The 26,294-nt window shown below is 57.0% G+C and carries 27 protein-coding genes and 2 pseudogenes; 18 read left to right on the forward strand and 11 right to left on the reverse strand.

The window, feature by feature from the left end; genetic code table 11:
- The first annotated feature begins 229 nt into the window (after positions 1–229).
- The 9 genes from CTR2_RS14800 (at position 230) to CTR2_RS14840 (ending at position 9,094) form a co-directional block, all read left to right on the forward strand.
- Positions 230–1,777 carry a bifunctional 3-(3-hydroxy-phenyl)propionate/3-hydroxycinnamic acid hydroxylase gene (locus CTR2_RS14800; protein WP_087083122.1) on the forward strand — a complete coding sequence of 516 codons (1,548 nt, stop codon included), beginning with the start codon at positions 230–232 and terminating at the stop codon, positions 1,775–1,777.
- 57 nt (positions 1,778–1,834) lie between these two features.
- Positions 1,835–2,710, forward strand: a complete 876-nt coding sequence (locus CTR2_RS14805) for a VOC family protein (protein WP_254913325.1) — start codon at positions 1,835–1,837, stop codon at positions 2,708–2,710.
- Between the two features lie 45 nt (positions 2,711–2,755).
- On the forward strand, positions 2,756–3,601 hold the full coding sequence (locus CTR2_RS14810) for an alpha/beta hydrolase (RefSeq protein WP_087083117.1): 846 nt from the start codon (positions 2,756–2,758) through the stop codon (positions 3,599–3,601).
- Positions 3,602–3,683: 82 nt separating this feature from the next.
- Complete coding sequence (locus tag CTR2_RS14815; protein WP_087083114.1) at positions 3,684–4,634, forward strand: MBL fold metallo-hydrolase; 951 nt, start codon at positions 3,684–3,686, stop codon at positions 4,632–4,634.
- Positions 4,635–4,751: 117 nt separating this feature from the next.
- On the forward strand, positions 4,752–5,543 hold the full coding sequence (locus CTR2_RS14820; RefSeq protein WP_087083111.1) for a 2-keto-4-pentenoate hydratase: 792 nt from the start codon (positions 4,752–4,754) through the stop codon (positions 5,541–5,543).
- Between the two features lie 26 nt (positions 5,544–5,569).
- A complete protein-coding gene (locus CTR2_RS14825) occupies positions 5,570–6,520 on the forward strand; it encodes an acetaldehyde dehydrogenase (acetylating) (RefSeq protein ID WP_087083109.1) in 951 nt (316 codons plus the stop codon).
- Positions 6,521–6,534: 14 nt separating this feature from the next.
- On the forward strand, positions 6,535–7,566 hold the full coding sequence (gene dmpG, locus CTR2_RS14830) for a 4-hydroxy-2-oxovalerate aldolase (protein WP_087083108.1): 1,032 nt from the start codon (positions 6,535–6,537) through the stop codon (positions 7,564–7,566).
- Between the two features lie 82 nt (positions 7,567–7,648).
- Complete coding sequence (locus CTR2_RS14835) at positions 7,649–8,536, forward strand: SphA family protein (RefSeq protein WP_087083106.1); 888 nt, start codon at positions 7,649–7,651, stop codon at positions 8,534–8,536.
- Positions 8,537–8,818: 282 nt separating this feature from the next.
- A complete protein-coding gene (locus tag CTR2_RS14840; RefSeq protein WP_087083104.1) occupies positions 8,819–9,094 on the forward strand; it encodes a PQQ-dependent sugar dehydrogenase in 276 nt (91 codons plus the stop codon).
- Between the two features lie 38 nt (positions 9,095–9,132).
- Here CTR2_RS14840 and CTR2_RS14845 read toward each other — a convergent pair whose 3' ends face one another.
- Complete coding sequence (locus CTR2_RS14845; RefSeq protein WP_176391557.1) at positions 9,133–9,309, reverse strand: hypothetical protein; 177 nt, start codon at positions 9,307–9,309, stop codon at positions 9,133–9,135.
- Between the two features lie 402 nt (positions 9,310–9,711).
- On the opposite strand from CTR2_RS14845, the gene CTR2_RS14850 reads away from it, so the two are divergent.
- On the forward strand, positions 9,712–10,248 hold the full coding sequence (locus CTR2_RS14850; RefSeq protein ID WP_087083102.1) for a P-loop NTPase family protein: 537 nt from the start codon (positions 9,712–9,714) through the stop codon (positions 10,246–10,248).
- 131 nt (positions 10,249–10,379) lie between these two features.
- Here CTR2_RS14850 and CTR2_RS14855 read toward each other — a convergent pair whose 3' ends face one another.
- From CTR2_RS14855 to CTR2_RS14865, 3 genes are read right to left on the reverse strand one after another with little or no spacing between them, the layout of a single operon-like run.
- On the reverse strand, positions 10,380–10,838 hold the full coding sequence (locus CTR2_RS14855; RefSeq protein WP_087083100.1) for a GNAT family N-acetyltransferase: 459 nt from the start codon (positions 10,836–10,838) through the stop codon (positions 10,380–10,382).
- Between the two features lie 59 nt (positions 10,839–10,897).
- Positions 10,898–11,935, reverse strand: a complete 1,038-nt coding sequence (locus CTR2_RS14860; RefSeq protein ID WP_087083098.1) for an LLM class oxidoreductase — start codon at positions 11,933–11,935, stop codon at positions 10,898–10,900.
- Positions 11,936–11,958: 23 nt separating this feature from the next.
- Complete coding sequence (locus tag CTR2_RS14865; RefSeq protein WP_087083096.1) at positions 11,959–12,582, reverse strand: glutathione S-transferase family protein; 624 nt, start codon at positions 12,580–12,582, stop codon at positions 11,959–11,961.
- Positions 12,583–12,700: 118 nt separating this feature from the next.
- On the opposite strand from CTR2_RS14865, the gene CTR2_RS14870 reads away from it, so the two are divergent.
- The 3 genes from CTR2_RS14870 (at position 12,701) to CTR2_RS14880 (ending at position 16,093) form a co-directional block, all read left to right on the forward strand.
- Positions 12,701–13,585: a LysR substrate-binding domain-containing protein gene (locus tag CTR2_RS14870; RefSeq protein WP_087083094.1), complete on the forward strand. Its 885-nt coding sequence runs from the start codon at positions 12,701–12,703 to the stop codon at positions 13,583–13,585.
- Positions 13,586–14,498: 913 nt separating this feature from the next.
- On the forward strand, positions 14,499–15,170 hold the full coding sequence (locus CTR2_RS14875; protein ID WP_012838566.1) for a response regulator: 672 nt from the start codon (positions 14,499–14,501) through the stop codon (positions 15,168–15,170).
- A 2-nt stretch (positions 15,171–15,172) separates the two neighbouring features.
- Positions 15,173–16,093 carry a sensor histidine kinase gene (locus CTR2_RS14880; RefSeq protein WP_254913323.1) on the forward strand — a complete coding sequence of 307 codons (921 nt, stop codon included), beginning with the start codon at positions 15,173–15,175 and terminating at the stop codon, positions 16,091–16,093.
- Positions 16,094–16,477: 384 nt separating this feature from the next.
- Here CTR2_RS14880 and CTR2_RS14885 read toward each other — a convergent pair whose 3' ends face one another.
- Entirely contained in the window at positions 16,478–17,365 is an 888-nt protein-coding gene (locus CTR2_RS14885; protein WP_087083088.1) for an IS5 family transposase, read from the reverse strand.
- A 351-nt stretch (positions 17,366–17,716) separates the two neighbouring features.
- Here CTR2_RS14885 and CTR2_RS14890 point away from each other — a divergent pair, with 351 nt between their 5' ends.
- Together CTR2_RS14890 and CTR2_RS14895 are read left to right on the forward strand one after the other, a co-directional pair.
- On the forward strand, positions 17,717–18,391 hold the full coding sequence (locus tag CTR2_RS14890; RefSeq protein ID WP_087083086.1) for a phosphoribosyltransferase: 675 nt from the start codon (positions 17,717–17,719) through the stop codon (positions 18,389–18,391).
- A gap of 677 nt (positions 18,392–19,068) precedes the next feature.
- Entirely contained in the window at positions 19,069–19,935 is an 867-nt protein-coding gene (locus CTR2_RS14895; protein ID WP_087083085.1) for a hypothetical protein, read from the forward strand.
- Positions 19,936–19,967: 32 nt separating this feature from the next.
- On the opposite strand, the pseudogene CTR2_RS27565 reads toward CTR2_RS14895, so the two are convergent.
- From CTR2_RS27565 to CTR2_RS14900, 3 genes and pseudogenes are all read right to left on the reverse strand, one after another.
- Positions 19,968–20,135, reverse strand: a pseudogene (locus tag CTR2_RS27565) (integrase core domain-containing protein); the annotation flags it as partial.
- Complete coding sequence (locus CTR2_RS27570) at positions 20,075–20,494, reverse strand: gamma-glutamylcyclotransferase (protein WP_087083081.1); 420 nt, start codon at positions 20,492–20,494, stop codon at positions 20,075–20,077. The pseudogene CTR2_RS27565 and the gene CTR2_RS27570, both read right to left, overlap by 61 nt.
- Positions 20,495–20,552: 58 nt before the next feature.
- Positions 20,553–21,752, reverse strand: a complete 1,200-nt coding sequence (locus CTR2_RS14900; RefSeq protein WP_087083079.1) for an MFS transporter — start codon at positions 21,750–21,752, stop codon at positions 20,553–20,555.
- 198 nt (positions 21,753–21,950) lie between these two features.
- Between CTR2_RS14900 and CTR2_RS14905 the strand changes: the two genes are divergently transcribed.
- Positions 21,951–22,835 carry a LysR family transcriptional regulator gene (locus tag CTR2_RS14905; RefSeq protein ID WP_087083077.1) on the forward strand — a complete coding sequence of 295 codons (885 nt, stop codon included), beginning with the start codon at positions 21,951–21,953 and terminating at the stop codon, positions 22,833–22,835.
- Positions 22,836–23,072: 237 nt separating this feature from the next.
- On the opposite strand, the gene CTR2_RS14910 is transcribed toward CTR2_RS14905, so the two are convergent.
- The gene (locus tag CTR2_RS14910; RefSeq protein ID WP_087083075.1) at positions 23,073–23,738 is read right to left on the reverse strand and encodes a pyridoxine/pyridoxamine 5'-phosphate oxidase; all 666 of its coding nucleotides are present in this window, start codon (positions 23,736–23,738) and stop codon (positions 23,073–23,075) included.
- Positions 23,739–23,821: 83 nt separating this feature from the next.
- Entirely contained in the window at positions 23,822–24,745 is a 924-nt protein-coding gene (locus CTR2_RS14915) for a LysR family transcriptional regulator (protein ID WP_087084571.1), read from the reverse strand.
- An 87-nt stretch (positions 24,746–24,832) separates the two neighbouring features.
- Here CTR2_RS14915 and CTR2_RS14920 point away from each other — a divergent pair, with 87 nt between their 5' ends.
- Complete coding sequence (locus CTR2_RS14920) at positions 24,833–25,339, forward strand: GNAT family N-acetyltransferase (protein WP_238707717.1); 507 nt, start codon at positions 24,833–24,835, stop codon at positions 25,337–25,339.
- A 257-nt stretch (positions 25,340–25,596) separates the two neighbouring features.
- Here the strand turns inward: CTR2_RS14920 and CTR2_RS14925 are convergent.
- Positions 25,597–25,863 (reverse strand): annotated as a pseudogene (locus CTR2_RS14925) (transposase); the annotation flags it as partial.
- 3 nt (positions 25,864–25,866) lie between these two features.
- Between CTR2_RS14925 and CTR2_RS14930 the strand changes: the two are divergent.
- A complete protein-coding gene (locus CTR2_RS14930) occupies positions 25,867–26,271 on the forward strand; it encodes a VOC family protein (protein ID WP_254913321.1) in 405 nt (134 codons plus the stop codon).
- Positions 26,272–26,294: the final 23 nt, after the last annotated feature.

Raw genomic sequence — 26,294 nt, forward strand, 5'->3', positions numbered from 1 at the left:
CATTTGCCATGTGTACTCCTGCCCCCTCTCAGAACATGCGGACAACTAATGAGTGTGCACATCAAAAACATACGCACAAACCCTTACTGGTTCTTACCGATCACAAATTATGGACCAATCGGTACATTCTTGTTTTGTACCGATTGGTCCAATCTAATTCATGTCAAAGCATGCTTGATCTAAGCGTCATGACTGGCACCAACGGTTGCGAACTCAGGAGACAAGCCACATGACCACCAAGACCTACGACGCTGACGTCGCCATCGTCGGCTATGGCCCGACAGGGCTGATCGGCGCGCTGACCCTCGCCAACAAAGGCGTATCCGTGATTGCGCTGGAGCGTGAGCAAGATATCTATCAACGAGCCCGTGCTGTGACAGTCAACGATTGGACGATGCGCATCTTCCAGGACCTGGGAATTGATGAGCGCATCGAGAAAGTCATAGATCCACAGCGCGCGCTTCGCTGGATCACCTATGACGGCACGGAAATCATGCGGGTGGAGCACCCACCAAGCACCCTGGGTCGCAAGCCGCGCTTCTACAACATCTACCAACCTACGATGGAAGCAGAACTGCGCCGCTGCGGTGATGCCTACGGGGAGCGCCTACAGGTCCGCTACGGTTCGGAAGTCATCGCTATGGAGCAAGATGCTGAAGGCGTAACGCTGACCAGCCGCGACAAGGCAACTGGCAAGCTGAGCTCCGTGCGAACACGCTACGCGATTGCCGCCGACGGGGGCTCCAGCCCTAGCCGTGGGATGCTCGGGATAGATCTGCTGGGGGACACCAATGACGTGACATGGGTGGTCATCGACTGCCGCGTCAAGCGCTGGTGGCCTGACCGTGACTTCCTCACCTTCTGGTCCGACAAGAACCGTCCTGTGGTAGATATCGCGCTCTCGGCGGGCAATCACCGCTGGGAAATTCCTCTCACGCCAGGCGAGACACCGGCCGACTACCCATCCAGCACAGAGGTCTGGCCACTGCTCAATGCCTTGGGCGTTACGGAAGACGATGTCGAGATTCACCAGCACGCGTTCTACAAACACCACGTACGCATGGCCGACACATGGCGCAAGGATCGTGTCTTCCTGGCTGGTGATGCTGCTCACTTGATGCCCCCGTGGGCAGGCGCTGGCATGCAGACAGGCATGCGTGATGCTTTTAATCTTGGTTGGAAGATGGCTCGCGTCATCAAGGGCGAGTTGTCCGAGAGTTGGCTCGACACTTATGAAACGGAACGCCGCCCCAATGCGGTCTTCTACACAAATCTGGCCGTAGCTCTGGGACGGGTAATCAAGCAGGAGGCTAGTGCCGAGGAAATCGAAGCCCTCCATGCGGTGCCTACCGAGACAGTCACGCCCTACGAGCCACCACTGATCGCACCGCCTGCACTGGAGGCCGGATGGATACGTGGCGTCACGGGTGATGCCAGCATCGTCGGCCGAATGATTCCTCAGCCCATCGCGGGAGACACCTTCGGAAAAATGGCTCGTCTCGACGCCCTGCTGGGTGACGGCTTTGTCTTGCTGGGCGTCGATACGAATCCAGCTGACCTGCTGACCCCAGAAGAAAAGGCAGGCTGGGACGCGCTCAATGCTCGCTACCTCACGGTGCGCCCCAAAACCGCTTACACGCACGGTTCTGATGAGCTGGTGGATCTCGACAACGTGCTACTGCCTTGGCTACAGCGCTACGGAGTCAAAGCCATCGCAATACGCCCCGACAAATTCGTAGCGGCGGCCGATACCAGTGGCCTCGCTGTGCCCGCCTGACACCTCCCGTAGTTCTGTAAGGAGACTCAAATGAGTAGCGTGAATCAACTTGCCTATGTGGGCATTGAGGCCAGTGACCTCGCCGGCTGGGAGCGCTTCGGCGTCGACCTGCTGGGGATGCAGCTGGGCTCCAGGAGCTCTGACTCCCTGCAATTGCGCATGGATGACAAAGTCTATCGATGGTTGATACAGAAGGGCCCCGCGGACGATCTATCGCTCACCGGTTTTGAATGCGGCAGCGATGCAGACCTCGATGCCATCGTTTCGCGGCTACAAGCCGCCGGCCACCAAGTACAGCAAGGCGACGAACTCCTGGCGAAGCAGCGGCAGGTTCAGCGCATCTTTGTAACGGCGGACCCACTCGGGAATCGTGTGGAGCTGGTCACGGGATTCGCAACCGCAAGTACACCGTTCGTCTCCAAAGCGCTGAAATCCAGCTTTGTGACAAGCTTCGGCGGCGCGGGCCATCAGGTGCTCATGGAGCGCGGCATGGATCGCCTGCAGTTGATGGACTGGTATGGGCTGCTCGGCTTCAAACTGACCGACGTGATCGATGAGAAGTTGGCTCCCGACTTCATTGCAAGCGTGGCTTTCATGCACTGCAATGGTCGCCATCACACCTTGGCCCTGGCAAATATGCCGTTTCCCAAGCGCATTCACCACTTCATGGTCGAAGTGTCTTCCATGGATGACGTGGGCCATGCCTATGACCGCTGCATGGACGACCGAAGGCAGTTCGAGATGACGCTAGGCATGCACCCCAACGATCAAATGTTCAGTTTCTATGTCCGTACCCCTTCGGGGTTCAACGTGGAGTTCGGCTGGGGTGGCTTGGTCATTGATGAGCAGACCTGGCAGGTCCAGCACCTTGATCACCTCAGTAGCTGGGGACATCGGCATCCCAAGGTTGTTGCCGAGTTGCTGCAAGCCTGAGCCTCGACTTCATTTCATCTATTCCAAAGTCCCAAGGAGATACCAATGTCTATCACGCAAGCCAGCACCAGCCGTACCGTCGAAACTCGCGACTGGAACCTGCAATATTACGAAGCCGGTGAAGGTCATCCCGTCATCCTGCTGCATGGCAGCGGTCCGGGCGCCACCGGTTGGAGCAACTTCTCCGGCAACATTGAAGCGCTGGCGCGCCAGTTCCGCGTGCTCGCGGTTGATATGCCCGGCTGGGGCCTGTCCGATGCGTGCACGGTGGACCGCCTCGACCATGTGGATGCAGTCATCCAGTTCATGGATGCGCTCGGTATCGAGAAGGCGGCCTTTGTCGGCAACTCCATGGGGGGGCAGACGTCTCTGCGTCTGGCCACCGAGTATCCGGAGCGCATCAGTCACCTCGTCACCATGGGCCCTCCCGTGGGCAAGATGCCTTCGTTGTTTGGAGCCGGCGACGGCCCCTCAGAAGGTCTGAAGGTTCTCATCCAGGCCTACCAGGATGCGTCACCGGAGAACATGCGCCGTCTGGTTGAAATCATGACCTTCGACAAAGCGCGCTTTGCCACTCCCGAATTGACGAAAGCGCGCTCCGATGCAGCACTGGCCCGCCCGGAACATTTGAAGAACTACGTCGCAGGACTGCCTCAAGGTGCTCCTCTTCCCAAATGGGTAGACCGCTCCAAGCTGCCGCACATTCAGGTTCCCACATTGCTGATCCACGGCCGCGACGACCGCGTCGTCTCCTTCGAAAGCTCTTTGTTCCTGCTCGCCTGCATCCCCAACAGCCGGTTGGTGCTGCTCAACCGCTGCGGCCACTGGGCCATGATCGAGCACGCCGAGGAGTTCAACCGCCTGGTTGCCGACTTCATCGCCAGCAACTAAGCACTTGCACAGGCCTGCTGCGCCGACGTGGTCGCAACAGGCCCTGGACTTGCTTACTGAAATTTCATGAACGGAGAACAGCATGAAACTGAAGACTCTCCTGGGCGCCAGCTTGCTGGTGGCAGCATGGGCTGGCAGTGCATTCGCGCAGACGCGACTTGTGACCCTTGGAACCCAGGGCGGACCGCTGCCCTCCACCACGCGCTCGCAACCGGCCAATGCGCTGATCGTCGGCGACAAGGTCTATGTCATTGATGCGGGTGACGGCGTGCTGCGACAACTGTATGCAGCAGGCATAGATCTGCGCAAGGTCAGGCAGGTGTTCATCACCCATGACCATGACGATCACAACGCCGGCTGGGGCTCGCTCTTGGGCGTGCAATGGGATCTGGGCATCTGGCCGGTGGATGTCTACGCGCCCAGTGCGCAATCCATGATGAAGGGATTTCTCCAGTATTTCGCGGTCAATGCACGCATCCGCCAGGCGGACTCGAAGAGCGGAAAACTCTCCCCGGAGAAAGCATTCCATGCACATGACATCCAGGGCAATGGCCTGGTCTTCAAGGATGACTTGATCAGCGTTACGGCCCATGAGAACTGCCACTACAAGACGGACCCTGCGGCCGACGCCAAACGCGCCGACAAGGATCGCTCCTATGCGTTGCGCATCCAGACGCCCGACAAGACCATCGTTTTCAGCGGCGACACAGGCCAGTGTCCTACGCTGACTGCCTTCGCCAGGGACGCCGACATGCTGGTGCATGAGGTCATAGACCTGCCTCTGACTCGCGAGATGATGCGACGCCAGCATGTACCCGATGCAGTAGCGGACGGCATGATGCGCCACATGACTGAGGAGCACACCGTACCGGAAGACGTCGGCTTGCTCGCCAAGGCCGTAGGCGCCAAGAAAGTCATCCTGACGCATCTGGTCCCCGGCGGCGATGAACCTGATACCCGCTACACCGATGGCGTTCGCAAGCACTTCAGTGGACCTGTCGAAGTGGCACGCGATCTCATGGTCTTCGAATAGAGGTCCCCCCCTGAGTAAACAGCAGCTCACCACCGACTGCACCAAGTCTGTGGTGTGGTCGGCCGACTGCGGCCGAAGGCAAAGAGCCTTGCTCCTTACCCAATCACAGCCCCCCATATGACTGCCCCATCAACAAACCTTCACGCTGCTGCCCTGGCCATACGAGAGGCTCGCAGCTCACGCAGCCCGATTGCGAGGGTATCGGAAACCTTTGGCATTACCGGGCTCGACGCTGCCTACCAGGTGGCTCAACTCAATACACAGGCTTGCCTGGAAGATCCAGCCCGCCGAGTCGTTGGCCTCAAGGTCGGGCTCACCAATAAAGCAGTGCAACAGCAGCTGGGAGTGGATCAACCCGACTTCGGAGTGCTGTTCAACGATATGGAGTATCTGAATGGCGACACCATTCCTATGGGTCGACTCATCCAGCCCAAGATTGAGGCCGAGGTCGCCTTCATCATCGGCAAAGATCTCAGCAGCCAAGCACCTTCTTGGTCCGAGTTCATCAACGCCTTGTCCTACGCGCTTCCGGCTCTGGAAATCGTCGATAGCGTGATCCGCGATTGGAAGATCACCCTGGTAGACACCGTCGCAGACAACGCTTCGTCGGCACTTTATGTATTGGGCGAGCAGCCTGTCAGCATCGGCGCACTGGACACCTCGGCCCTGGGCATGCAGATGAGCATCAACGGCAGGACCGTATCGGTCGGCACGGGCGCCGCCTGCCTGGGCCACCCTCTGCGCGCCGCCTACTGGCTGGCCTGCACCATGGCCGAGCGCGGCCATCCCCTGCGCGCTGGCCAGCTCATTCTGTCCGGCGCCCTAGGACCCATGGTAGCTCTCAGCAACGGCGACCTGGTCCAGGCAAACCTGGGCAACCTGGGCAGCGTCGGCTGCCGCCTGGCCTGACTATCCCTTTCCTTCAAGAACACTCCATGAGCAAAAAACTCAAGGCCGCCATCATCGGCAGCGGCAATATCGGCACGGATCTGATGATCAAGATCCTGCGCCATGGCAAAAACATCGAGATGGGCGCCATGGTCGGCATCGATCCCCACTCCGACGGTCTCGCCCGCGCCTCCCGCATGGGCGTGGCCACCACCCACGAAGGCGTGGAAAGCCTCACGCGCATGCCCGGGTTTGCAGAGATCGACTTTGTATTCGATGCCACCAGCGCCGGCGCACATGTGAAGAACGATGCCTTCTTGCGCAGCCTCAAGCCCGGCATCCGCATGATCGACCTGACGCCGGCGGCCATCGGCCCGTACTGCATTCCCGTGGTCAACGGCGACATGCATCTGGATGCGCCGAATGTGAACATGGTCACCTGCGGCGGCCAGGCCACCATCCCCATGGTCGCTGCCGTCTCTCGTGTGGCCAAGGTGCACTACGGCGAAATCATTGCCTCGATTGCCAGCAAGAGCGCCGGTCCCGGCACCCGCGCCAATATCGACGAGTTCACCGAGACCACGTCCAAGGCGATCGAGGTCGTGGGCGGCGCCACCAAGGGCAAGGCCATCATCATCATGAACCCGGCCGAGCCGCCCCTGATCATGCGCGACACGGTCTACACCCTGAGCGCTTTGGCCGACGAGGCCGCCATTGCCGCATCGGTAGAGCAGATGGCCGCTGCCGTGCAGTCCTACGTGCCGGGCTACCGCCTGAAGCAGCAGGTGCAGTTCGACCGTATCGACAGCCCGATCCGCATCCCTGGCGTGGGCAACGCCCTCACGGGCCTGAAGACCTCGATCTTTCTGGAAGTCGAGGGTGCGGCCCACTACCTGCCCGCCTACGCCGGCAACCTCGACATCATGACCAGCGCCGGCTTGCGCACCGCCGAGCATATGGCCGAGCGCATGCTGGCGACGCTCGCCGTGGCCGCCTGAGGAGACGACACACCATGACGCAAACCAAGAAAATCTACATCTCCGACGTGACCCTGCGCGACGGCAGCCACGCCATTCGTCACCAGTACAGCGTGGAGCAGGCCAGACAGATCGCCCAGGCCCTGGATGAGGCCCGGGTCGACTCGATCGAGGTCGCTCACGGCGACGGCCTGCAAGGCTCCAGCTTCAACTACGGCTTTGGTGCCCACACTGACCTGGAGTGGATAGAGGCCGTGGCCAGCGTGGTCAAGCACGCCAAGATCACCACCTTGCTGCTGCCGGGAATTGGCACCGTCCACGACCTCAAGGCCGCCTACGAAGCCGGTGTCCGCGTGGTGCGGGTGGCGACCCACTGCACCGAAGCCGACGTGTCCCGCCAGCATATCGAATACGCGCGCCAGCTGGGCATGGAAGCCGTGGGCTTTCTGATGATGAGTCATATGACCTCGCCCAAGGCCCTGGCCGAACAGGCCAAGCTGATGGAGAGCTATGGCGCCACCTGCTGCTATGTCGTTGACTCCGGCGGCGCACTGGGCATGAACGATGTGCGCGATCGCTTCAGGGCCTTCAAGGACATCCTCAAGCCGGAAACCCAGACCGGCATGCACGCCCACCACAACCTGAGCCTGGGCGTGGCCAACTCCATCGTGGCCGTGGAAGAAGGCTGCGACCGCGTGGATGCCAGCCTGGCCGGCATGGGCGCGGGCGCCGGCAATGCTCCGCTGGAGGTGTTCATCGCAGCCGCAGAGCGCCTGGGCTGGAACCACGGCACGGATCTCTACAAGCTCATGGATGCGGCCGACGACATCGTGCGCCCGCTGCAGGACCGTCCGGTGCGCGTGGACCGCGAGACGCTGGCACTGGGCTACGCAGGCGTTTACAGCTCGTTCCTGCGTCACGCTGAAGTGGCTGCCACCAAATACGGACTCAAGGCCGTGGACATTCTGGTGGAGCTGGGCAAGCGTCGCATGGTTGGCGGTCAGGAAGACATGATTGTTGACGTAGCGCTGGACCTGCTCAGAACGCGCCAAGCAACAGCAAGCTGATTTCTGCGCCCTCCCTGCTGGCCGCCGCATTAACCACCTACCCACACAAGAAAGAACGAATCACGTTCTAAAAGGAGACACCATGGATAAAGCAATTCACTTTCTGATCTTCGCTGCTATCTTTGCAGCAGCGAGTGCGCACGCTGCCGAAGGGGGAGGATCTGTCTACCCCAACGGGGCGGAGAATTTTGTGGCAGGAGCACTTCCTCCGCCAGGCATCTACGGCATAGCGTTCGTGAACCACTACGAAGCAAACCGGCTGAATGACGCCGCCGGCAAGCAGATCGGCATTCCCGGCTTCAAAGTCAGAGCCACTGCCATCACGCCCCGTGTCGTCTGGGTTCCGGGAGTTCCCGTACTCGGCGGCGATCTCGTCACACACATGCTTGCGCCGCTGGTGGAGGTTGAAGCCAAGATGGGCGGCCAGTCTCAAAAGAAAAGCGGGCTGGGTGACATCACGATGGGCCTTGGCGTGGGTCATCACCATGGGCCCAACCTGCACACAATCCTTGGGCTGGATGTAACACTTCCCACCGGAAGCTATAGGAATGGAGATCTTGCAAGCCTGGGTAGAAACTACTCTGCCGTGGAGCCGGTCCTGGCTGTTTCATATCTCAACAACCAAGGTTTCAACGGTGACCTCCGCATGGGATACCTCATCAACCGCGTGAACAAGGCGACTGATTACCGGTCAGGGCAAGAATTTCACTTGGACTATGCAGCAGGATGGGGGCTGGGAAATGGCTGGGTACTTGGCCTGGGCGGCTACTACCGAAAGCAGACCCAACTGGACAAGCAAATGGGAGTTGAGTTGCCCGACAGCAAGACCAGTGGGATGGCAATAGGCCCGAGCATCAAATATGACAGTGGGCACGGTTGGTTTCTAACGGCCAAATGGCAGTTCGAAAAGAACATGAAGAATAGCGCTCAAGGCAATGCGCTATGGATCAGGGCTGCAATGCCTCTCTGATCGATAGGCCCAGCAGTATGCTCCTGGAAGGCTAGCCTCATTGTGAATTGATGAGACCCAGCCTTCAGGTCGACTGCTATCCCATTGAAGAGCGAAGCATGCAATTCCCAAAGTTCGGACTCATCCCCTGCTTGCTTCTCGGTACATTGCCTTCGATTGCTCAGATCAACGCGGGCGCATTGCCCCCACCGCATTTTCCCCGCCGCATCGCCTCCATTCCAGCTCGCGAAGGTCGCGCAGTTCAGTCTGGCCTGGCGCATAGCCTTTCTGCCGGACGGACGCATGCTGATTGCGGAGAAGACCGGAAAGCTTTCCTTGCCACCCAATCCGGGCAGAAGCTTGAAGTCACCGGCGTACCGCTACGAGCAGCAGAATGGTCTGCTCGGCGTCTGCCTGGCTTCGTCCTATTCGAGCGACAGTGCGATCTATCTGACCTATTCGAAGCCCGGGCAGATCTCGGGTATTTCAAGTCTGGCGCTGGCCCGCGCGCCCCTCAAGATCGGCATCAGCAATGCATCCGATGAAATGAAAATTGGGTTGCAGGATCCAAGGATGTGACAACCATATGGCACGGAAAGCACTATTGCAGGCCACCATCAAAAGAGATTGACAAAACTGAGAATCACCGACCAGGCCAGCTCAAGCAAAGCCCACGCAGAAAATAATCCCTTCACCACAAGAAAAAGCGCGCCAACGACAAGCACTATAACGATGAGTTGCACAGCCTTCATACGGTGAAGTCTCCCGAAAAAACCAATTTTTTCATTGGGCATGTTTGGCTCCTACCGATATGCCGTATCGTGTACCTTTGATCAATTTTAGGTTGGTTAAGCACTGTCCCCTCAGGGGCGTTCCGAGACTCTCGCCCACCAGCCAGACGCAGTCACTGGACTAGAATCCAGCCGGAAACAGTGAACGATTTTCAGCGGTCACAGCCTGGCCAGTAGCGGCAGTACTGCGTGGTTTGCTGCGTGATTCGCGTACATTGAAATTCGTCGTTTCCCTCACCCATGGTCAGCATGACCGACAGTCCTTGAGAGCCGTCAACAAGCCTTGATAGGTCGTTGCATCGCCTTGTCGTACTTCTGCACTACCCGCAGCTTCGCGCCTCATCTCAAGCGCAAACCTTTGGTTTGCCGGGTCGTGCCAGCCACTATCAGCAACACAGGACTCGGATGCGTTATTTAGTGATCGGCACCAGTGGCGCGGGCAAATCCACCTTTGCAAAAAAGCTGGCGTGCAAAGTCCAGGCCTCATATATCGAACTGGATTCGCACTACTGGGGACCAGACTGGCAAGCAGTGCCGCCCGAACAGTTCAAGCATTCGGTTGTTGAGGCTACTCAAGGAGAATGCTGGGTAGCCGATGGGAACTACAGTGCTGTTCGAGACCTGCTTTGGTCACGAGCTACGCACGTCGTCTGGCTCAACTACAGTCGCTTCACCGTATTTTCTCGCCTGCTCCGGCGCACTCTTGGCGATGGCATCACCCGCAAGCATCTGTCGCACGGAAACCGGGAGTCACTGCGGATGGCCTTTTTCTCGAAAGACTCAGTCCTGCTCTGGTCGCTATCCACCTATGCAAAAAACCAGTCGAAGTTCGCCACTCTGCGCGAGCGTGGCGAGTTCGCGCATCTGCAATGGATTGAATTTTCTGAGCCTTCAGAGGCCTCGAAGTTCCTCAAGACGATCGCTGCCTCTCAAGAGCGCTGACACGTGTTCACCTCCACAGCCCTGCTACAGCCCGGCATTTCAATGACCATCTTGCAGTCGCTCGGATGCAGGCTCAGGCCCTGACTGCGACTGCCGCAGCCAGACCCGAACAAGGCCGCCGAATATGCTCGCTACCGCTGCACATCGAGGTCGTAAGTGACCCAGTCGGTCGCCGACGCAAGCTTGTCGTAGAGCCGGCGCGCCCGGACATTGCTGTCAGCGGTAATCCACCGCACCAGGGGCCAGCCACGTTCCTGGGCTTTGGCAGCCACACCCATGATCAAACTGCGGCCTATGCCTGAGCCACGCTGGTCTTGAGCTACAAACAGGTCGTCGAGAAAGCCGACGTCCTGAGCGATCAGTGGGTCAGGGCACGCGCGAAAATGCGCCAGTCCCAACAAATGGCGCTCCTCCGACTCTGCGACCAGCCCTTCCATCGGGTGGTGCAGGTCCATCAGCCATGACCAGCTTCGATCCAGGATCACATCGGTCATGGGCGACTGGTAGAAATGTGCGTACTGGCGGTATAGATCGCACCATCGCGTTCGATCACTTATTTCCAGGGGACGAATTTTCACTGCACTCGGCATTGGATTCTCTTGTTCATGATTGCTTCGGCTTGGTCATTCCCGAGTCGGTTCTGTGTTTCTCACCAGACGGCGGACGCCGCCGATGGTCCTTCGCGCGAGGGAAAGTGCGGCAGCACTTCCCTGGCCAGCTCCTCCAGCACCTCGGCTGGCGGGCGCTGTGAAAACTGAATGCCAAGCGCGGCATGGTTCACCCCTGCCGCCTGCCACTCTTCAAGCAAGGCCATCAGCCCTCTTCGCCCGGTGCGCAGAACATAGCCACCGTGCAAGGGGGTCCGAGGATAGCCGGGATCATCCACCAGATCGATCCACTCGTTTGTCATGTGCGGCCTGAACGCCCCTCCGGGGACAAGTTCGCGCCAGGCCCGAATCTTCTCCGCCAGGTGCTGAGGCCCCCTAGGGGTATGGGTTGCATTGGGATAGGTCAGCCATCCATCCGCATGCTCGGCAATCCACTCCAGTGATTGCCCGGACGAACCTGTCACCATCATCGGAATGCTTGCGGATACAGGCTTGGGCAGAAACTCGGCACCTTCAAAGCGCCCCAGCGGGGAGTCGATGTCCAGATGACCGGCATGCATGAGCTGGCGTATATAGGACAGCGCCTGGGAGAAGCGCTCCGCCCGGGTACTGTGCTCCAGCCCGTAGGCCGGAAACTCCATCGGCCTGTCGCCAGAGGCCACCCCCATTACCAGACGGCCACCGGAAAGCTGGTCGATGGTCGTGGCAGCCTTGGCCAGATCAATCGGGTGACGCAAGGAGATGACGGCGCTGCCCGTTGCCAAGGCCACTCTTTGGGTTCGGGCCGCCAGGTAGGACAGATAGGTGAAGGGATCGAACACCTGCCCTGCATCTCCAAACGATGGATCGAGCAAAGGCACATCACGCACCCACACCGCTGCAAATCCGTAGCTGTCGATCTCGGCGACCAGGTCCGCCTGGCCGCGCAGCACCGACATATCGCCGCTGTAGCTGCGCAGCGGCAGAAAGATGCCTAGGGTCAGCCTGTCTGGCGAAAACATGCGTCGGTAGCCAGGGTGTCCGAAAAACGCGGCGTAGGAGGAGCCGCCCGTGCGCTCAGAGAGTCTGGAAGCTTTCATTGTTGGACTCGCGTGATGTTCATTCATGCACCGGTTGCCGGTGCGGGCAGCGTGACGCCTTTGCGTACAGCTGCCCGAGCCGCAACCCGCTCGTGCCATGCACTGAGGTGGCGGTGTTGGCTGAAGTCGAAGTGGATGATTCGCGCGATATGCATCCAGCCGAAATGAGCGATATCTGCAATCGAGTAGTCGTCGCCGGCCAGGTAAGGGCGGCCCGCCAGGGTTTGATCCAACACCGTGAATGCCTCCTGCGTCAGGCGCTGGTAACGCTCGATTGCCGGCGGGATGGACTCATCCGCAAACATCTCGAAGTGCACGCGCTGGCCCAGCAGCGGCCCGACGCTGGATGCATGGAACTGCAACCACTTGATCGCTTCCCAGCGAGCTCGCGGATCTGCAGGCAACAGCTTTCCAGTCCTGTCGGCCAGATACAGAAGAATCGCCGCCGACTCGAACAGCACGACACCTGTCTCGCTGTCCTTGAGCACCGGAATGCGGCCAGAGGGATTCAGCGCAAGAAAGTCTGATCGGCGGTGCTCGCCTTCATCGATGCGCACATGGTGCAGCTGGTAAGGCAGTGAAAGCTCTTCAAGCGCGATCGTCGCTTTGAAGCCATTGGGGGAACTGTCGGAGTAGAGATGCAACATTGAATTTGTAGATAATCTAAAAATACTTGAATCGCTGGCCTCACAAATTCTCAGATGAAATATGCCTCAAATAAAGCGATCATTTCTTCTTAATGAATTTAGAAAATCTAAAGTAGATATGAGTTATCCCTTACAGGCGCTGCGCACATTCGTAGAGGTTGGGCAGCGCAAAAGCGTCAAGGCCGCAGCGCAGGCCCTGCACGTCACCCCCGGCGCCATAAGCCAGCAAATCCGCGTGCTGGAAGACCGCCTGGGAGTTGTCTTGCTGGAACGTGAACGCCTTGGCATGCGGCTGACCGAGGCAGGTGCAAGCGTGCACCCCAGGCTGTGCGAAGCGTTTCTTCAAATTGACCAAGCGATGCATGCCCTGGAGCTCAGCAAGGGAAGACGCAGCCTGACGGTCAGCACCGTCGCAACATTTGCGGCGTCGTGGCTGGTACCTCGGCTTGGGCGCTTCAAGCAATTGCACCCCGACATCGAAATCCGCGTGGAAGCAACGTCCGAACTGGTGGACCTGCGACGCGACCGCGTGGATGTCGCCTTGCGCCATGGGCTTGGCGACTATCCCGGGCTTGAGGTCACCTGTCTCATGGCGCCGGTGTTGACGCCGGTCGCTTCACCCGAGTTTTTGAAAACCTGGCAGGGTGCGGTGATCAATGAGGCAGGTGATTGCCTTGACTATCCCCTGCTGCACGACGGTGACCGCGCAGATTGGCCGCTCTGGCTCAAAGCGCACGGAGTGGCCGACGACGCGCGTGCGCAGCGCGGCAGCGCATTTGAAGACGACTTCCTTCTCATCCGCGCGGCGGAGGCTGGGCAAGGCCTGGCGCTGGTGCCGCAAGCGTATGCCCAGGAAGAAATCGCGACAGGCCGACTCGTTCAGGTGCTGGACAAACCCTGGCCTGCAAGATTCGCCTACTATGCAGTGACCCGGCCTGGAGCGGCTGACCGCTCCGAAGTGCGCGCCTTCCTGGACTGGATTCGCGCAGAAGCGGCCCAGTAAGGCCGCAATTAGATACCCTGCTGCTCTGCGAGCTGCTCGAATTGAATCAACCGGCATTCCCAGCTAGCGCGAAGCCTCTGGCCCCTGCTCAGCGCACCCGTGTTGCCCAAGCCGGCGATACCCACAAGCGGAGCAGATACCGCACTCGGCATCGTGCTTGTGACAGCCATGCCGCAGTGTCTCTCCGCATCAAAGGCAATGCGGGACGACGCAATAACCGCCAGGGCAATCAGCAATTATTCATGCCATTTTTGAATCGCAATTTCCAAGATCCTGAAGGTATTTCATCAATAGCCCCGGCATGCCACGGCAATGATCCGAGAAGGCCACCTTCAAGCATTGAATATCATCCACCTCGCTCATAACTAGATTTTCAAAAAATGAAATATCCGAAAACAATATTCAATCTTTCACTTCCATCTCTGAATAATAAATGATTCTTATAGAAAACCAGTTGAATTATTTAAATCTCCAAAAAATCAACTGAATTTCTAAAAAAATCTATCAAAAGTAGACCAAATGGTTTATTTAAGTGTGCCTTCAATATCCAAAGAAGAAATTCAAATAGCACAAAATCAACGACAAATTATTTCAGTTTTATATGAATTGAAAAATTAAATTTACAGAGTTAATTCAATTAATTATATTTAAGTACTTAATCTTTAAAAAACAAGATAAAACGTCTACCCATTTCTCAGGATTCATTTTGTAAGTTCAGTAAAATTTGACATTATTTGACATTTTCTGTGGATTTCCCAATGAGCACTAATTAATTTCCTAGAGTATTCAAGCCCCCTGGTTTTTTCATCGGGAGCCATCTATGCCAGCCGTCCAGACTTCGTCTTGCCCGCCCTTGTTTAGCAATCACAATGACGCGCCTCCATCGCTTAACCACTCGATGTGGCCTGGGCACATGGTGGGCCAGCGAGAGCAGCCCGTTCGCGTCTTCCTGGTGGACGACGACAGCCATATCCGTAGAGTGATTGCCCAGGATCTGATGGGCGACTCAAGAACCCTGCTGGTTGGTCATGCCTGCAGCTTGCGTGAGGCACGCAAGAGCATTCAACAGCACGACTTCGACGTTCTGATGATAGATCTCAACCTGGGCGACGGCGAAGGTCTGGATCTGCTTGAACTCGTCCAAGGCACACACCCGCATGTGCAAAGCATTATCGTTTCAGTAACTGAAAGAGATGAAAAGGTCTTTCAGGCTTTTGAGAAAGGTGCTGTAGGCTATTTGCTGAAAAACTCCTGGTTTGGCGACTACGCACAAGCAGTATTGCAGGTTGCCAATGGTGGGGCATCCATCACTCCGTCTCTAGCCAAGAAAATTCTGTCGCTGGTTAGCAGATCGCAAACTTATGTCGTTCCGGCGTCAAACCTCTCCAAAGAAGAGAAACTTTCTGAACGAGAAATAGAAATACTGAAGCTCATTGCCTGCGGTTACAGCTCTCCTGAAATATCCACGCAGCTCAAGATAAGCACAATGACAGTATCCACGCATGTCAAGAACATGTACCGAAAACTGCAGGCCAAGACAAGAGCGCATGCTGTAAAAGCTGCCTCTTTGCGTGGACTGATATAGATTTGAAGACATTTTCTTTATTTATCGCCAGAGGCGGCAAGCGTATGGAATCGCTGAGAAATCTTGGTTGGAGGGCAACAACCAGTTTCCTTCAGGCCATCACCATACTCAGCTGGTGTTTTCTCACGCCGCTGCGAGGTCGGAATTGGTTTTTTGTCTTCAGTATTTTGGTGGCCTTGAGCGGATTGCTTATCTCGCTTCGCTACATTCCTGGAATCTATCGTGGCCTCAAGGCCAGAGTGCGCTCCAGCTCCCAGCCCTCCAAGGAAGTCCAGGAAGAGCGCAAGCGCATCGCCTCAGACCTGCATGACACTTTGGGCAGCCAGTTGGTAGAAGCCTTGAGCCTGATGAACTTACAGTCCTCGGTTGAAGATGGCCCTGCCAGAAAAGTACTGGAGCAGTCGCTGCTGGACCTGCGCCTGATCGTCGACTCCATGGATGCCCAATCCGACAATCTGGCCATGCGTCTGGCGCGATTGCGCTATCGGCTGGAGCCCGCGCTTCAACGAAAAGGCCTTGTACTGCACTGGCAGTTGACCGACCCTGAGCTCGGGGTCGGCCAGCAAACCACGCTGCTGCTTCCCAGAGACCGCGTGGCGCATGAAATCCTGGCCGTCGTTCAGGCCAGCCTCAGCAACGCCATCGAGCATGCCGATGCGACCGAGATGTGGCTGACACTGGAGCCCTATCAACAGGGCGACCCGCAAAGCTTCGGCTGGGACTGGTATCTGAGCATTGAGGACAACGGCAAGGGCTTCGATCTTCAAGCCGTGCTCGACAACCCCAGCAAGTCCGGGCACGGCGTCATCAACATGTTTCATCGCATGCGAAGCATCGGCGGCGACCTTCACATCCACCCCCGCCATGGCGGAGGCACACAGGTATTGATGCGATGGCGGTCTGAACCGACCAGCCTTTGCTAGAGAGGCCTGAATTCACGGCGTTCTTATTGTGGACACCGCACGTCATATCCATTCCATACCCACCTCATGCCAGGTTGGGGGCACCCAGGCAAGCGATCTCATCTCATTGATGGAACACGCCGCTATTCAGACAGAACGCCATCAGCTCCTGATTGGACTTCGCCTCAAGCTTGCGCATCGCGGTCATCTTCTGCGAACGACTGTCTTGATGCTGCGGTTAAGACGCTCGGCAATATCGGCAAGGCGGCCTCCCCGCACGTAGTAGCGCAGGGCCTCGAACTCGCGCGGAGTCAATGACTTGAAGCGCTCCCGCAGCATCTGATGCTGAAGGGCGCTATTGCATAAATCAGTGCCGGGCCAAACTTCCCCTGACCCCAGACGTCGCTATGCCACCGCTACCGCTTGCGGACAGCCCAGTTCAGTGAACCGATTGAGAATGGCGGCTCGGATGTGCAGTTCGTTGACCTGGCGCTCGAAGGTTCTAGACATGACCCGCTCGCCCAGGCGTTTAATGCAGTGCATCTTGGTCTCCGCCAGGCTGTGCTGGTGATAGCCACTCCAACTCTTCCATAACTTGCGTCCAAAGCGCCTGCATGCGGCAATCGCCGCATTGCGGTGCACAAAGGCAGCGCCTTTGCGCATCCAGGCATTCTTTCGCGCAGGGATGATGGGCATGGCATTGCGCATCATCCCTGCGGCATACACAGGCTGTGCGTCATAGGCAGCATCACCGGTAACGCTCAGCAATGACTCATCCGCTGGCAGTTGTGCCAACAAATGCGGCACCACCGCATCGCTGACGTTGTTGGAGGTCACGCATATGACTCGCACCAGCAGCATCTGGGCATCAATGCCGATGTGCAGCTTGCACCATTGACCGCCCAGGAACTTGATACCCGTGGAGTCGAGCAGCAAATTCAGCCTATCCGAACTGAGGCGATACGCTACTTGCACATCCAGACTGCGTTGTCTACGACATAGCGTACTGAAGTCCGGAACAGGCCATGGCAGTCCAGACAAAGCCAACAGCGATTGCACAACGCCGACGGTCTGTCGCAAGCCCAAGCCAAACAGGTTCTTGATGGTCAGGCAGAACTGGATAGCTGTATCCGAGAACTGCGGGCTACGCCCGCGCTTGCCGCTGATGGCGGCAAACCATGACATGCACTTGTCCAACCAGAAAGTCAGGGAGCCTCGCGCTTTGAGCGCAGCGTTGTACTGCTTCCAGTTGTTTGTGCGATAGCGGGACTTGGAATGCAGAGACAGACTCATCGCTCGAGGCTACCCGACTCTAGAGAGCGATTTATGCAACAACGCCACAGCCACCACAACCTCGCAAATAGACGGTTTGCGGTTGAGACAAGGCGCGAAGCCGCTGGCTATGCAGAGAAGTACGACAAGGTGAAGCAACGCTGTATCAAGGGTCGTGTCAACCGCTCCAATTGCAGAGCTGCTCACTCAACTCAAGCGTTTCCAACAAGGCTCGGGGCGCAAGTTGCACCGCTACAGCCAGGCGCATCGGCTCTGCAGTCGCGGCTTGATGAAGTTGCTCATAGGCGGGGACCGCCCGAGGCGCGCAAATCAGGCGCATAGTAAAGCTGTGGGTGCTGAGGAGCCGAAGACATGAGATCGGATATTTCGTTTCGTGACCGGGCAGATGCGGGCCGGGCCCTGGCCGCGGCATTGGCGGAGTGGCGCGAGCAAGCCGATGTGCTCGTGCTGGCCTTGCCACGGGGCGGCGTACCAGTCGCCTATGAACTTGCCAGCGCACTGGCCCTGCGGCTGGATTTGATGCTGGTGCGCAAACTAGGCACGCCCGGTCATAAGGAGATGGCGATGGGCGCCATTGCCAGTGGCGGCGTGCGGGTGTTGAACGATGATCTCATCCGTGACCTGTACATCCCCCCAACGGCCATCGACGCAGTCGCACAAAAGGAAGCTCTGGAGCTGCAGCGCCGTGACCTGGCCTATCGGGGCAAACGTCCTGCGCCAGCCGTGGCTGGGCAACGGGTGATACTGGTCGATGACGGACTGGCGACCGGTGCCACCATGCGTGCGGCGATTGCTGCGGTACGCCAGCAGTCGCCAGCGCACATCGTAGTCGCCGCACCAGTCGCACCTGTGGAGACGCTGGCGATGCTGCGCCCTCTGGTCGATCAACCGATCTGTCTGCTCACGCCAGCGCCCTTCTTTTCCGTTGGTCAGTGGTACCGCGATTTCTCCCAGACCACGGATGAGGAGGTAAAGACCTTGTTGAGCAAGGCCTGGCGCAGGGAATTGCGTGACGCTGCGCAATAGCCCGGTGCGCTGTACAGCTGCTGCCCGGCAATTCCAAGCAGGAGTTGGCACCGAGGTACCTGGGCATCAAGGTCGACGATTCCCGCGAGATCTCTGTGCAGACGGAGATTTGAAGCTGTTGAAGGCTGCAATGTGGCGCTGGCGCGAACTTGCACTCCCGGCCAAAAGCGGACTGCGAAGTGAAGGACAAGCGGCTACATAAAGCACCTTTCATCTCATCCAACTGGCAACCGCACGATGACATTTTCCTCGATACGCTCATTTTGAAAATGACTCATACCGCAGGCAACACACGTAACGCTTCGTGCTTAAGACACGCCCACGTTACCAAACATCAAGTGCAATTTGCTCTCCCTCCATTGAAGACATTGAGGATTTTGCTGGCGATCAACTCCTTGACTGGTCGCTGCCGCAAAGCATGGAGCGCGTCAACAAGGGCCAAGAGCTGCGAGCTCGATATGTGCACTGACTCATGAAACGCGTTCGTTTCATTTGGCTACTGTTAGCCAAAATTCATGAACTAAAGTCGACCGTTTAGCCAATTATCGAGAGTCAACCGAGGGGCATTCTGAGCTGATTCTACCAGCTAGAAGCAGTCACATCCTACCCTTGCCATGCCTCGATTCACATTGATCCAAGTGAAAAAATTCATTGAACCCTTCATTGGGGGATACCGCGTGAAAGCGTTTATCCCATTCTGCATTGCCTCGCTGTGCTCCGTAGTATCTGCTCAAACCAGCGTGCCCTCGGGCCGCATAGTCCCGACTCCCATCTACGGCGTCACCGTAGACGATGTGAGTAGGCTTAGCGACATCACGCGCAGCCTATCGTCGCTGGCCTACCGGCCTACCACGCGCATCGTCTTCGATGAGTTCGTGAACCCGGACTATTACCGCAAGCCAGCAGTGGAAATCTCCAAAGTTTCCTATGTGATGGGTGAGATATTGGACTCGTACTACGTCAAGCAGTACAGCGTGGATGCGTACATACAACGGACTAATCAATACCTCAATGCGTTGTCGGATGTAGTGGATATTTGGGAAGTAGCCAACGAGGTCAACGGCGAGTGGCTGGGGACCAATGCCGATGTGGTGGCGAAGATGACCAATGCCTACAACATCGTGAAGGCACAGAACAAGACGGCCGCGCTCACTCTCTACTACAACCAGGGCTGCTGGTCTCAAGCCTCCAATGAAATGTTCAAGTGGGCCGAGACCAATGTTCCTGCCTACATGAAGCAGGGTCTGGATTACGTCTGGATTTCCTACTATGAGGATGACTGCAATGGACTCAAGCCCAACTGGCAGCAGGTGTTCGACAAGCTGCGCGTGATGTTCCCCAATTCCAAGATCGGATTCGGGGAAGTGGGTACCTCACGCAAAACCAAGAAGGCCGAGTACCTGACCCGCTATTACACGATGAAGATCACTACCCCGAATTACGTGGGCGGCCACTTCTGGTGGTACTTCAGGCAGGACATGGTGCCCGTCACCAAGGAGCTGTGGACTACCCTCAATGCGGCGATCAAGGCGGCGCCCCGGTAGGTCAGTGAAGCCTCCTCGTTTTCCTGCGTCACCTAAAAGCAGAGGTTGGGGAAACGTTTGACACAACACGCGGCCGGAGGAATCCGGCCTGGCGATTCATGTGAGCGATGGTGGTTGTAGCGATGCAGCCAGCCGTCGGTCATTGAGCGCACTTCCTGCAACGATTCAAAGACATGACAGTCGAGCACCTCGGTTCTGGAGGTTCGGTTGAAATGGGTGTACCGGCAACATTGATCATGTGTACCAAATGCTCGCTATCAGTGCGCCGACAGCACATGCGACCAGGTGTGTCTACCGAGACTCTCCCATCCTGCAAGCGAATGCAGAAGCTGCGGTGCCAGCCGCGCAGGACGGATGACTGCATCTCTGCATATTTGAACAACGGGTTCCAGATCAGGGAGCCATAGGCGAACAGCCACACGGGCTGAGCGAGTGAGCGTTGCGCAAGCGTCTTGAGCATTGAGGCTTCAATGCGCTGGCGAGACCAACGCGGCTGTTGCGGCAGATCCTTGAACGAGTTCAGATAAGCGCCCGTTTGGATCATTTCTCTCGTAGGCATGCAAATATTGCGGCTACGCCTTCATGGACGCTAAACCGCGTGTTTAGAGATAAATTGATCAGTGACCAGCACCTGCAACAGCGCGGTAGTCAGCACCACGATTGCGCGCCATCAACACAAGCAGCAGTACCAAACCCAAGGCCGAGACTGCGGCACCGACCACTCCCATGTAGGAAATGCCGATTGAGCTGATGGTCACACCACCCAGCACTGATCCCAGGGCGATGCCGGAATTGAAACCCGCGATATTCAGCCCAGCAGCCACGCCATGAGCGTGCGGTGCATGTTCTTCGGCAACACCTATCAATCGAGCCTGAAGCGCAGGGACAGAGGCGAAAGTGAACATGCCCAGCAAAGCGACCAAAATGCCCATGGCCAAAGCCGAGGCTGCGAATATCCACATGGCCAGCGCCACCAAGGCAATACCGCTGATAACGATCACGCTCGACCTATTGACCCCCACCCGATCAGTTAACTTGCCTCCAATAACGTTGCCGATCGCAGCAAACACGCCGTAGACCAACATGAAGATACCGATCGTCGTAGCACTGACATGGGTCACATCAGTGAGTAACGGTGCGATATAGGTATAGGCAGTGAACGATCCGGCGTAGCCCAGCACTGTGACCAGCGCGGCAAGCAGCAGTGCTGGATTAAAAATAGCCTTCAGCGCCTGACCAACGGATTCATGACTTTCATGTCCTGCGGGCTTAGGCGGCTCTTTCATGCCCAGCAGCAGGCCGATGAAGCCGATGCCACCGAATGCAGCGATCGCACCGAGCACCGGGCGCCAAGAAATCACACCGCCCAAATAAGTGCTAAGCGGAACGCCGATGGCCATCGCGATGGTGAAACCACCGAAAACGACCGCAACGGCACTACCCGCTTTTTTGGGACCGACCAAGCGCGCCGCCGTGCTGGAGGCAACAGCAAGGAACAGACCATGTCCCATACCTGCAACAAAGCGCGCAATCAAATGCATGGACAAATTCGACGCGACTGCCGCAACCAAGCTGCCCAACGAGAAAACCAGCACCGTCACCAGCATGGCCCGCTTGCGCGTCCAACCTGCGGTGAGAGCCGTGAGCACAGGTGCAGCGAACGTAGCGCCCAAAGCGTAGAGGGTCACCGAGCTACCGACCTGTTCAACACTGACTCCAAGGCTCTGAGCCATGACGTCAGTCAGGCCAATAGGAACAAACTCGGCGAGGCCCAGTGCGAAAGCACTGAGCGTGAAGATATAGACGATAAGTGGCATAGAGGATCTCTCTCAATCTTTCAGAAAAAGCCTGAAATCAGGGTTTTGATGAATGCTAGAGATCGTCGTTAGATATGAGAAATTATTATTTAATGGTCTTCGTATAAATAATTTTATGAGTCAGGTGTGGCCACTGACCTGTTGGCCACATCAATACTTTGTCGTTAAAAATTTGCCTGTATCGGTGCAACCCTACGTATGAGCCATCTCGACCATCTGCGGACCTTCATCGAAGCGTATCGACTTCGGTCGTTTTCCCGTGCGGCGGAATCCTTGGGCATGACACAACCTGCGGTGTCCTTGCACATTCAGGCGCTAGAAGCCTTCGTGGGTAAGCCATTGTTCGTAAGGCGTGCCCGTGGTGTCGTGGCGACGGAAGCTGCCGATGAGCTTGCCCGTGCAATCGGCCCCATGATGGATGGACTAGAGATGAGGTTGGCCTCATATCGGTCCAGCGGGGAGCCAGGTGGCACCGTGCATCTAGCAGGGCCCTCCGATTTCATCAATTCAATGATTGCGACCGGGCTCGCACCCTTGATGACTCAAGGATTTCAGATTCGTATTCACACAGGCAACCGGGAACGCATCTACAGTCTCCTGAATGCTTCGACCGTAGATCTGACAATCACAGCTTCTATGCCGGACGAGCATTCTCATGGTTTCGCTCAATTGCTGACCGAGCGCCTATTGCTTGTCGTTGCTCCAGAAATAGCGAAGAAATTGGGCAAAAAACCCACTGCTGAGAGTTTGACGAACCTTCCGCTTATCTCGTTCGATGAAGACTTGCCATTGATTCGCCCAGTCTGGACAACGCTGTTTCAGTTTGCGCCAACAATGCAGGCCGCATTGACCATCCCGGATCTGCGCATCATCCAGGATCTCGTCGTGAAAGGGATCGGCTGGAGTGTGCTTCCCGATTACCAATGCGCCGAAGCACTGGAGTCTGGTCGGCTGGTATCAATTACCTCGCACCAGACAGCACCCACTAACAATTTGTATTTGGTCTGGAACAAGGCCTCCATGCGCAGCCCGCGCATTGTTCATGTCCGAGATTTCATTCTGGGAATGTTTAACAACTACTAGAGGCGGCCTTTTTACTCGCATTTATCCGTGCCAAGTCCAACATCTCTTTGTTCCAGAAAAATCGACCGTAGGATTGGACTATCAACTTCAGCAAGCGATGTACAGCCGCACTTCACTGGCAAAGCATGTATGACTGCAATGGGCCGATCCGCGACTGTCGCTGACCGCCCCTGAGCTGTCACTTATCGAAGGGAATTGGTTGCCTCCGCAAGCTTAAGATCTGAGACTAGTGGTGCGTTATGGCCAAAGCACTTGCTTTTGCCACGCAGACTCGTCAGCCGTTTTCGAGAAGATGACTCGTTTATGCAATCGATCTGTGGCACCCTGCCAAAACTCAATGCTTCTTGGTTGCACCGCAAATACTTTCCACCCAAGTTCAATGTATTCGGGGTTTTGACTAAGAAAGGTGTGCGCGTCGTTCAAGCTTCTAGCAAGCTCTTGTTGGGATTCCAATATTTCGCTTTGCCGTGAGGCCATAGCACTGATTTTTGAACCCTCAGGACGCGTGAGAAAATCGTCCGCGCACTCTGCGTCTGGCAGCACCACGGCTTGTCCCCTCAACCGAATCTGACGGCCCAAAGCAGGCCAATAGAAGGTCAATGCGACGTTGGGATTCTCAGCTAATTGCCTCCCCTTAGGACTATTCGCTTTGATCGCAAAGTGCCACCCACGTTCATCCACATTTTTCAGGATAAGAACGCGGGCATCAGGAAAACCATCAGAATCAACCGTAGAAAGCGTCATCGCGTGAGGTTCTTTGACTCCCTCTTCTATTGCATTGTTGAGCCAGTACGTGAATGCTTCCTGCGGCGTATCTGGCAGCGTATCGATGTCCCAGTCAACAAATGGTCCCTTTAGAGAAGGAAGACTGCGGAGCCTGGTTTTCAAGGGGTTTATGCTCATTTACTCTCAATCAATGTCTGCCTCTGGTCGATCTGAGACTGTTACAGATCGAGCCAAAATGGTCAATCGCTCACACGCTTTAGTCACCCTTTTGAGCGCAATATGCTCTCCAGACGAGCGCGCATCCAGCGATGCCATGGGCTGCTCAGATGCCGGTGCTGAAAATACACGTTCAGGGTGTATGACGGCACCTCAAAAGGTGCTTTGAAGATCGCAATCGCTGCCGATGCCTCCAACTGCAGTGCCGCCAGGCGTGGCAGCGTGATGAGCAAATCTGAATTTGCCACGATAAAAGGCGCGGCCATGACACTGGGCAGCTCTATCGCAATCTCGCGAGTCCACCCGCCCTTGCTCAAGGCTGAGTCTATGACGCCTTTCTCCTCCTGCCAGGGTTTAACGACCACATGGCGTTCTGCCAGATATTGCGCCATGGAGAGCCTCTTGCCGATGCGAGGATGACCTCTGCGTGCAACGACGACATAGGCATCGGTATGTCCCTGCAAGACCTCCACGCCTTCTTGCGCGGGTCTGAATTCGTCCGAAAAACCCATGACGAAATGGGCTCCTTCTTGCACCAGGTCGCTGTAGGCATCCCGATGACGCGAATGGAGCACGCGCAGGCGCACATGAGGAGCCTCATGCTCGATCCTGGAGATCAACGCAGGCATCAAAGCAAAGGTGGTGAAGTCGGTCGCAGCAAAAGTGAAAGACTGAGTGCTGCTGCTAGGCGCAAAGGCTGTCGGGTCGCCCAGCTGGGCCGAAAGCGTATGCAGTGCCAGCGTAACTCCCTCCGCCATCTCGGTAGCTCGCGGTGTGGGTTGCATGCTGCTGCCTGTGCGAAAAAACAGCTCATCACCCAATCCCTCCCGCAGTCGGGCCAGGGCATGGCTGCATGCAGAAGGGCTGATAGTCAGCTCATCGGCTGCCGCAACGACACTGCGATGGCGAAACAGGGCATCAAAGACCAGCAGCAGATTGAGATCGAGACGGCGCAAGGTAGAGTGCATGATATGCAGTATGCAATGAAAACAATGCACCATATGCAGCACTCATTCCAACTAGCATCATGAAATTGATGACTTATGAGCCTTGAAATGACCTCCGCCATGACACCAGATCTCACGTTCCGCCATGCCCAACCAGAAGACGCCGATCGCTGCTATGCCATCGAAGCCGGTGCCTATGAGGGTGATGAAGCCGCCACGCTTGCCAAGATCACCAAACGTATTCGTGAATATCCGCATGGCTTCCTGATCATGGAAAACGATGGACAGATCATTGGCTTCATCAACAGCGGCTGCGCCTACCTGGTGCGCATGTCTGACGAGGAGTTCAAGGAGCTGGTCGGGCATGACGCTGCCGCACCTAACGTGGTCATCATGTCCGTTGTGATCGATCCGGCTTTCCAAGGCCGCGGCTACGCCACCACCTTGATGCATACCTTTGTCGAGCAGATGCGTGCCGAAGACAAGAAAACCATCCACCTGATGTGCAAGGAGCGGCATGTGGGGCTGTACTCTCGCTTGGGATTCCAGTACCAGCGTCCTTCGGACTCAGACCACGGTGGCATGGCCTGGCACGAAATGGTCATGACCCTGTGAACTGCACGAACATCGAAGGCCCAAGGTTCTGGCCAATGACTGCTTCTGGTCGATCGCAGAGGGTAGAGGGCTGAGGGCCTAGCGTTCAACCCTTTGCAGCCACATTGCGATTCCTGACTAAGGAAGGTCTGCACAATGCGCTTTGAGATGTGCTGATGCTGGGCAGCCAAACAGATTCGCTGCGACGTTTCGTCCGCAAGCCATCGCAGCGCTGTCTGAAGCTGGTTTTCCTGCTCTTTCGCCGCGTGCTGGCGCACTCATGCCTGCGCTCCCATCAAACGCCCTCGCCCCCTCCACAAGTTCGATAATGCGAACAGGGTGTGCAACTGCGCGGTGTTCTTGGCTAGGCTGCGATAGCGCACCTTCACGTGGCCGAACTGGCGCTTGATCACACGGAACGGGTGTTCGACCTTGGCCCGGATGCTGGCCTCAAGGCGTTCGAATTGGTCGGTCAGCCTGTCGACCGGGCGAGCCTTGTCCAGCAGCTTGCGCTTGCCTGGGCGCATGGCGATGTTCCAGCGCACGCCATGGCCTCGTACTTTGCTGCTGCCAACCGCAATAAGCGCACCGTGTGTGTAGACGTGTCCGAGCCCGAAGGGCGTGGCGTGGTGATGCGCATGCTGCAGGACGCCAACGTGCTGATCGAGAACTTCAAAATCGGCACACTGGAGCGTGGGACAGGCATCCCAGGGGCCCATTTGCGCGGCGCCCACCTTCGCCTGCCAGGCCACGGTGCGGAAGGCCCGACCTTGGAGATTTTCAACTTCAATGTGCTTGAAGAACGCCCCGACGTGGCAGTGAATCGCCCGGGGTTCGGCCATATCGCGTTTATTGTGGATGACGTCGCCGCCGCCAGAAAGACCGTTCTGGCGGCCGGGGACTGCCTGTCGGAGAAATCGTCACGCTCACCAATGCGGCCGGAATACGGCTGACGTGGGTCTATGTGACAGACCCG

This window comes from Comamonas thiooxydans (assembly GCF_002157685.2).
Taxonomy (GTDB): domain Bacteria; phylum Pseudomonadota; class Gammaproteobacteria; order Burkholderiales; family Burkholderiaceae_C; genus Comamonas; species Comamonas testosteroni_H.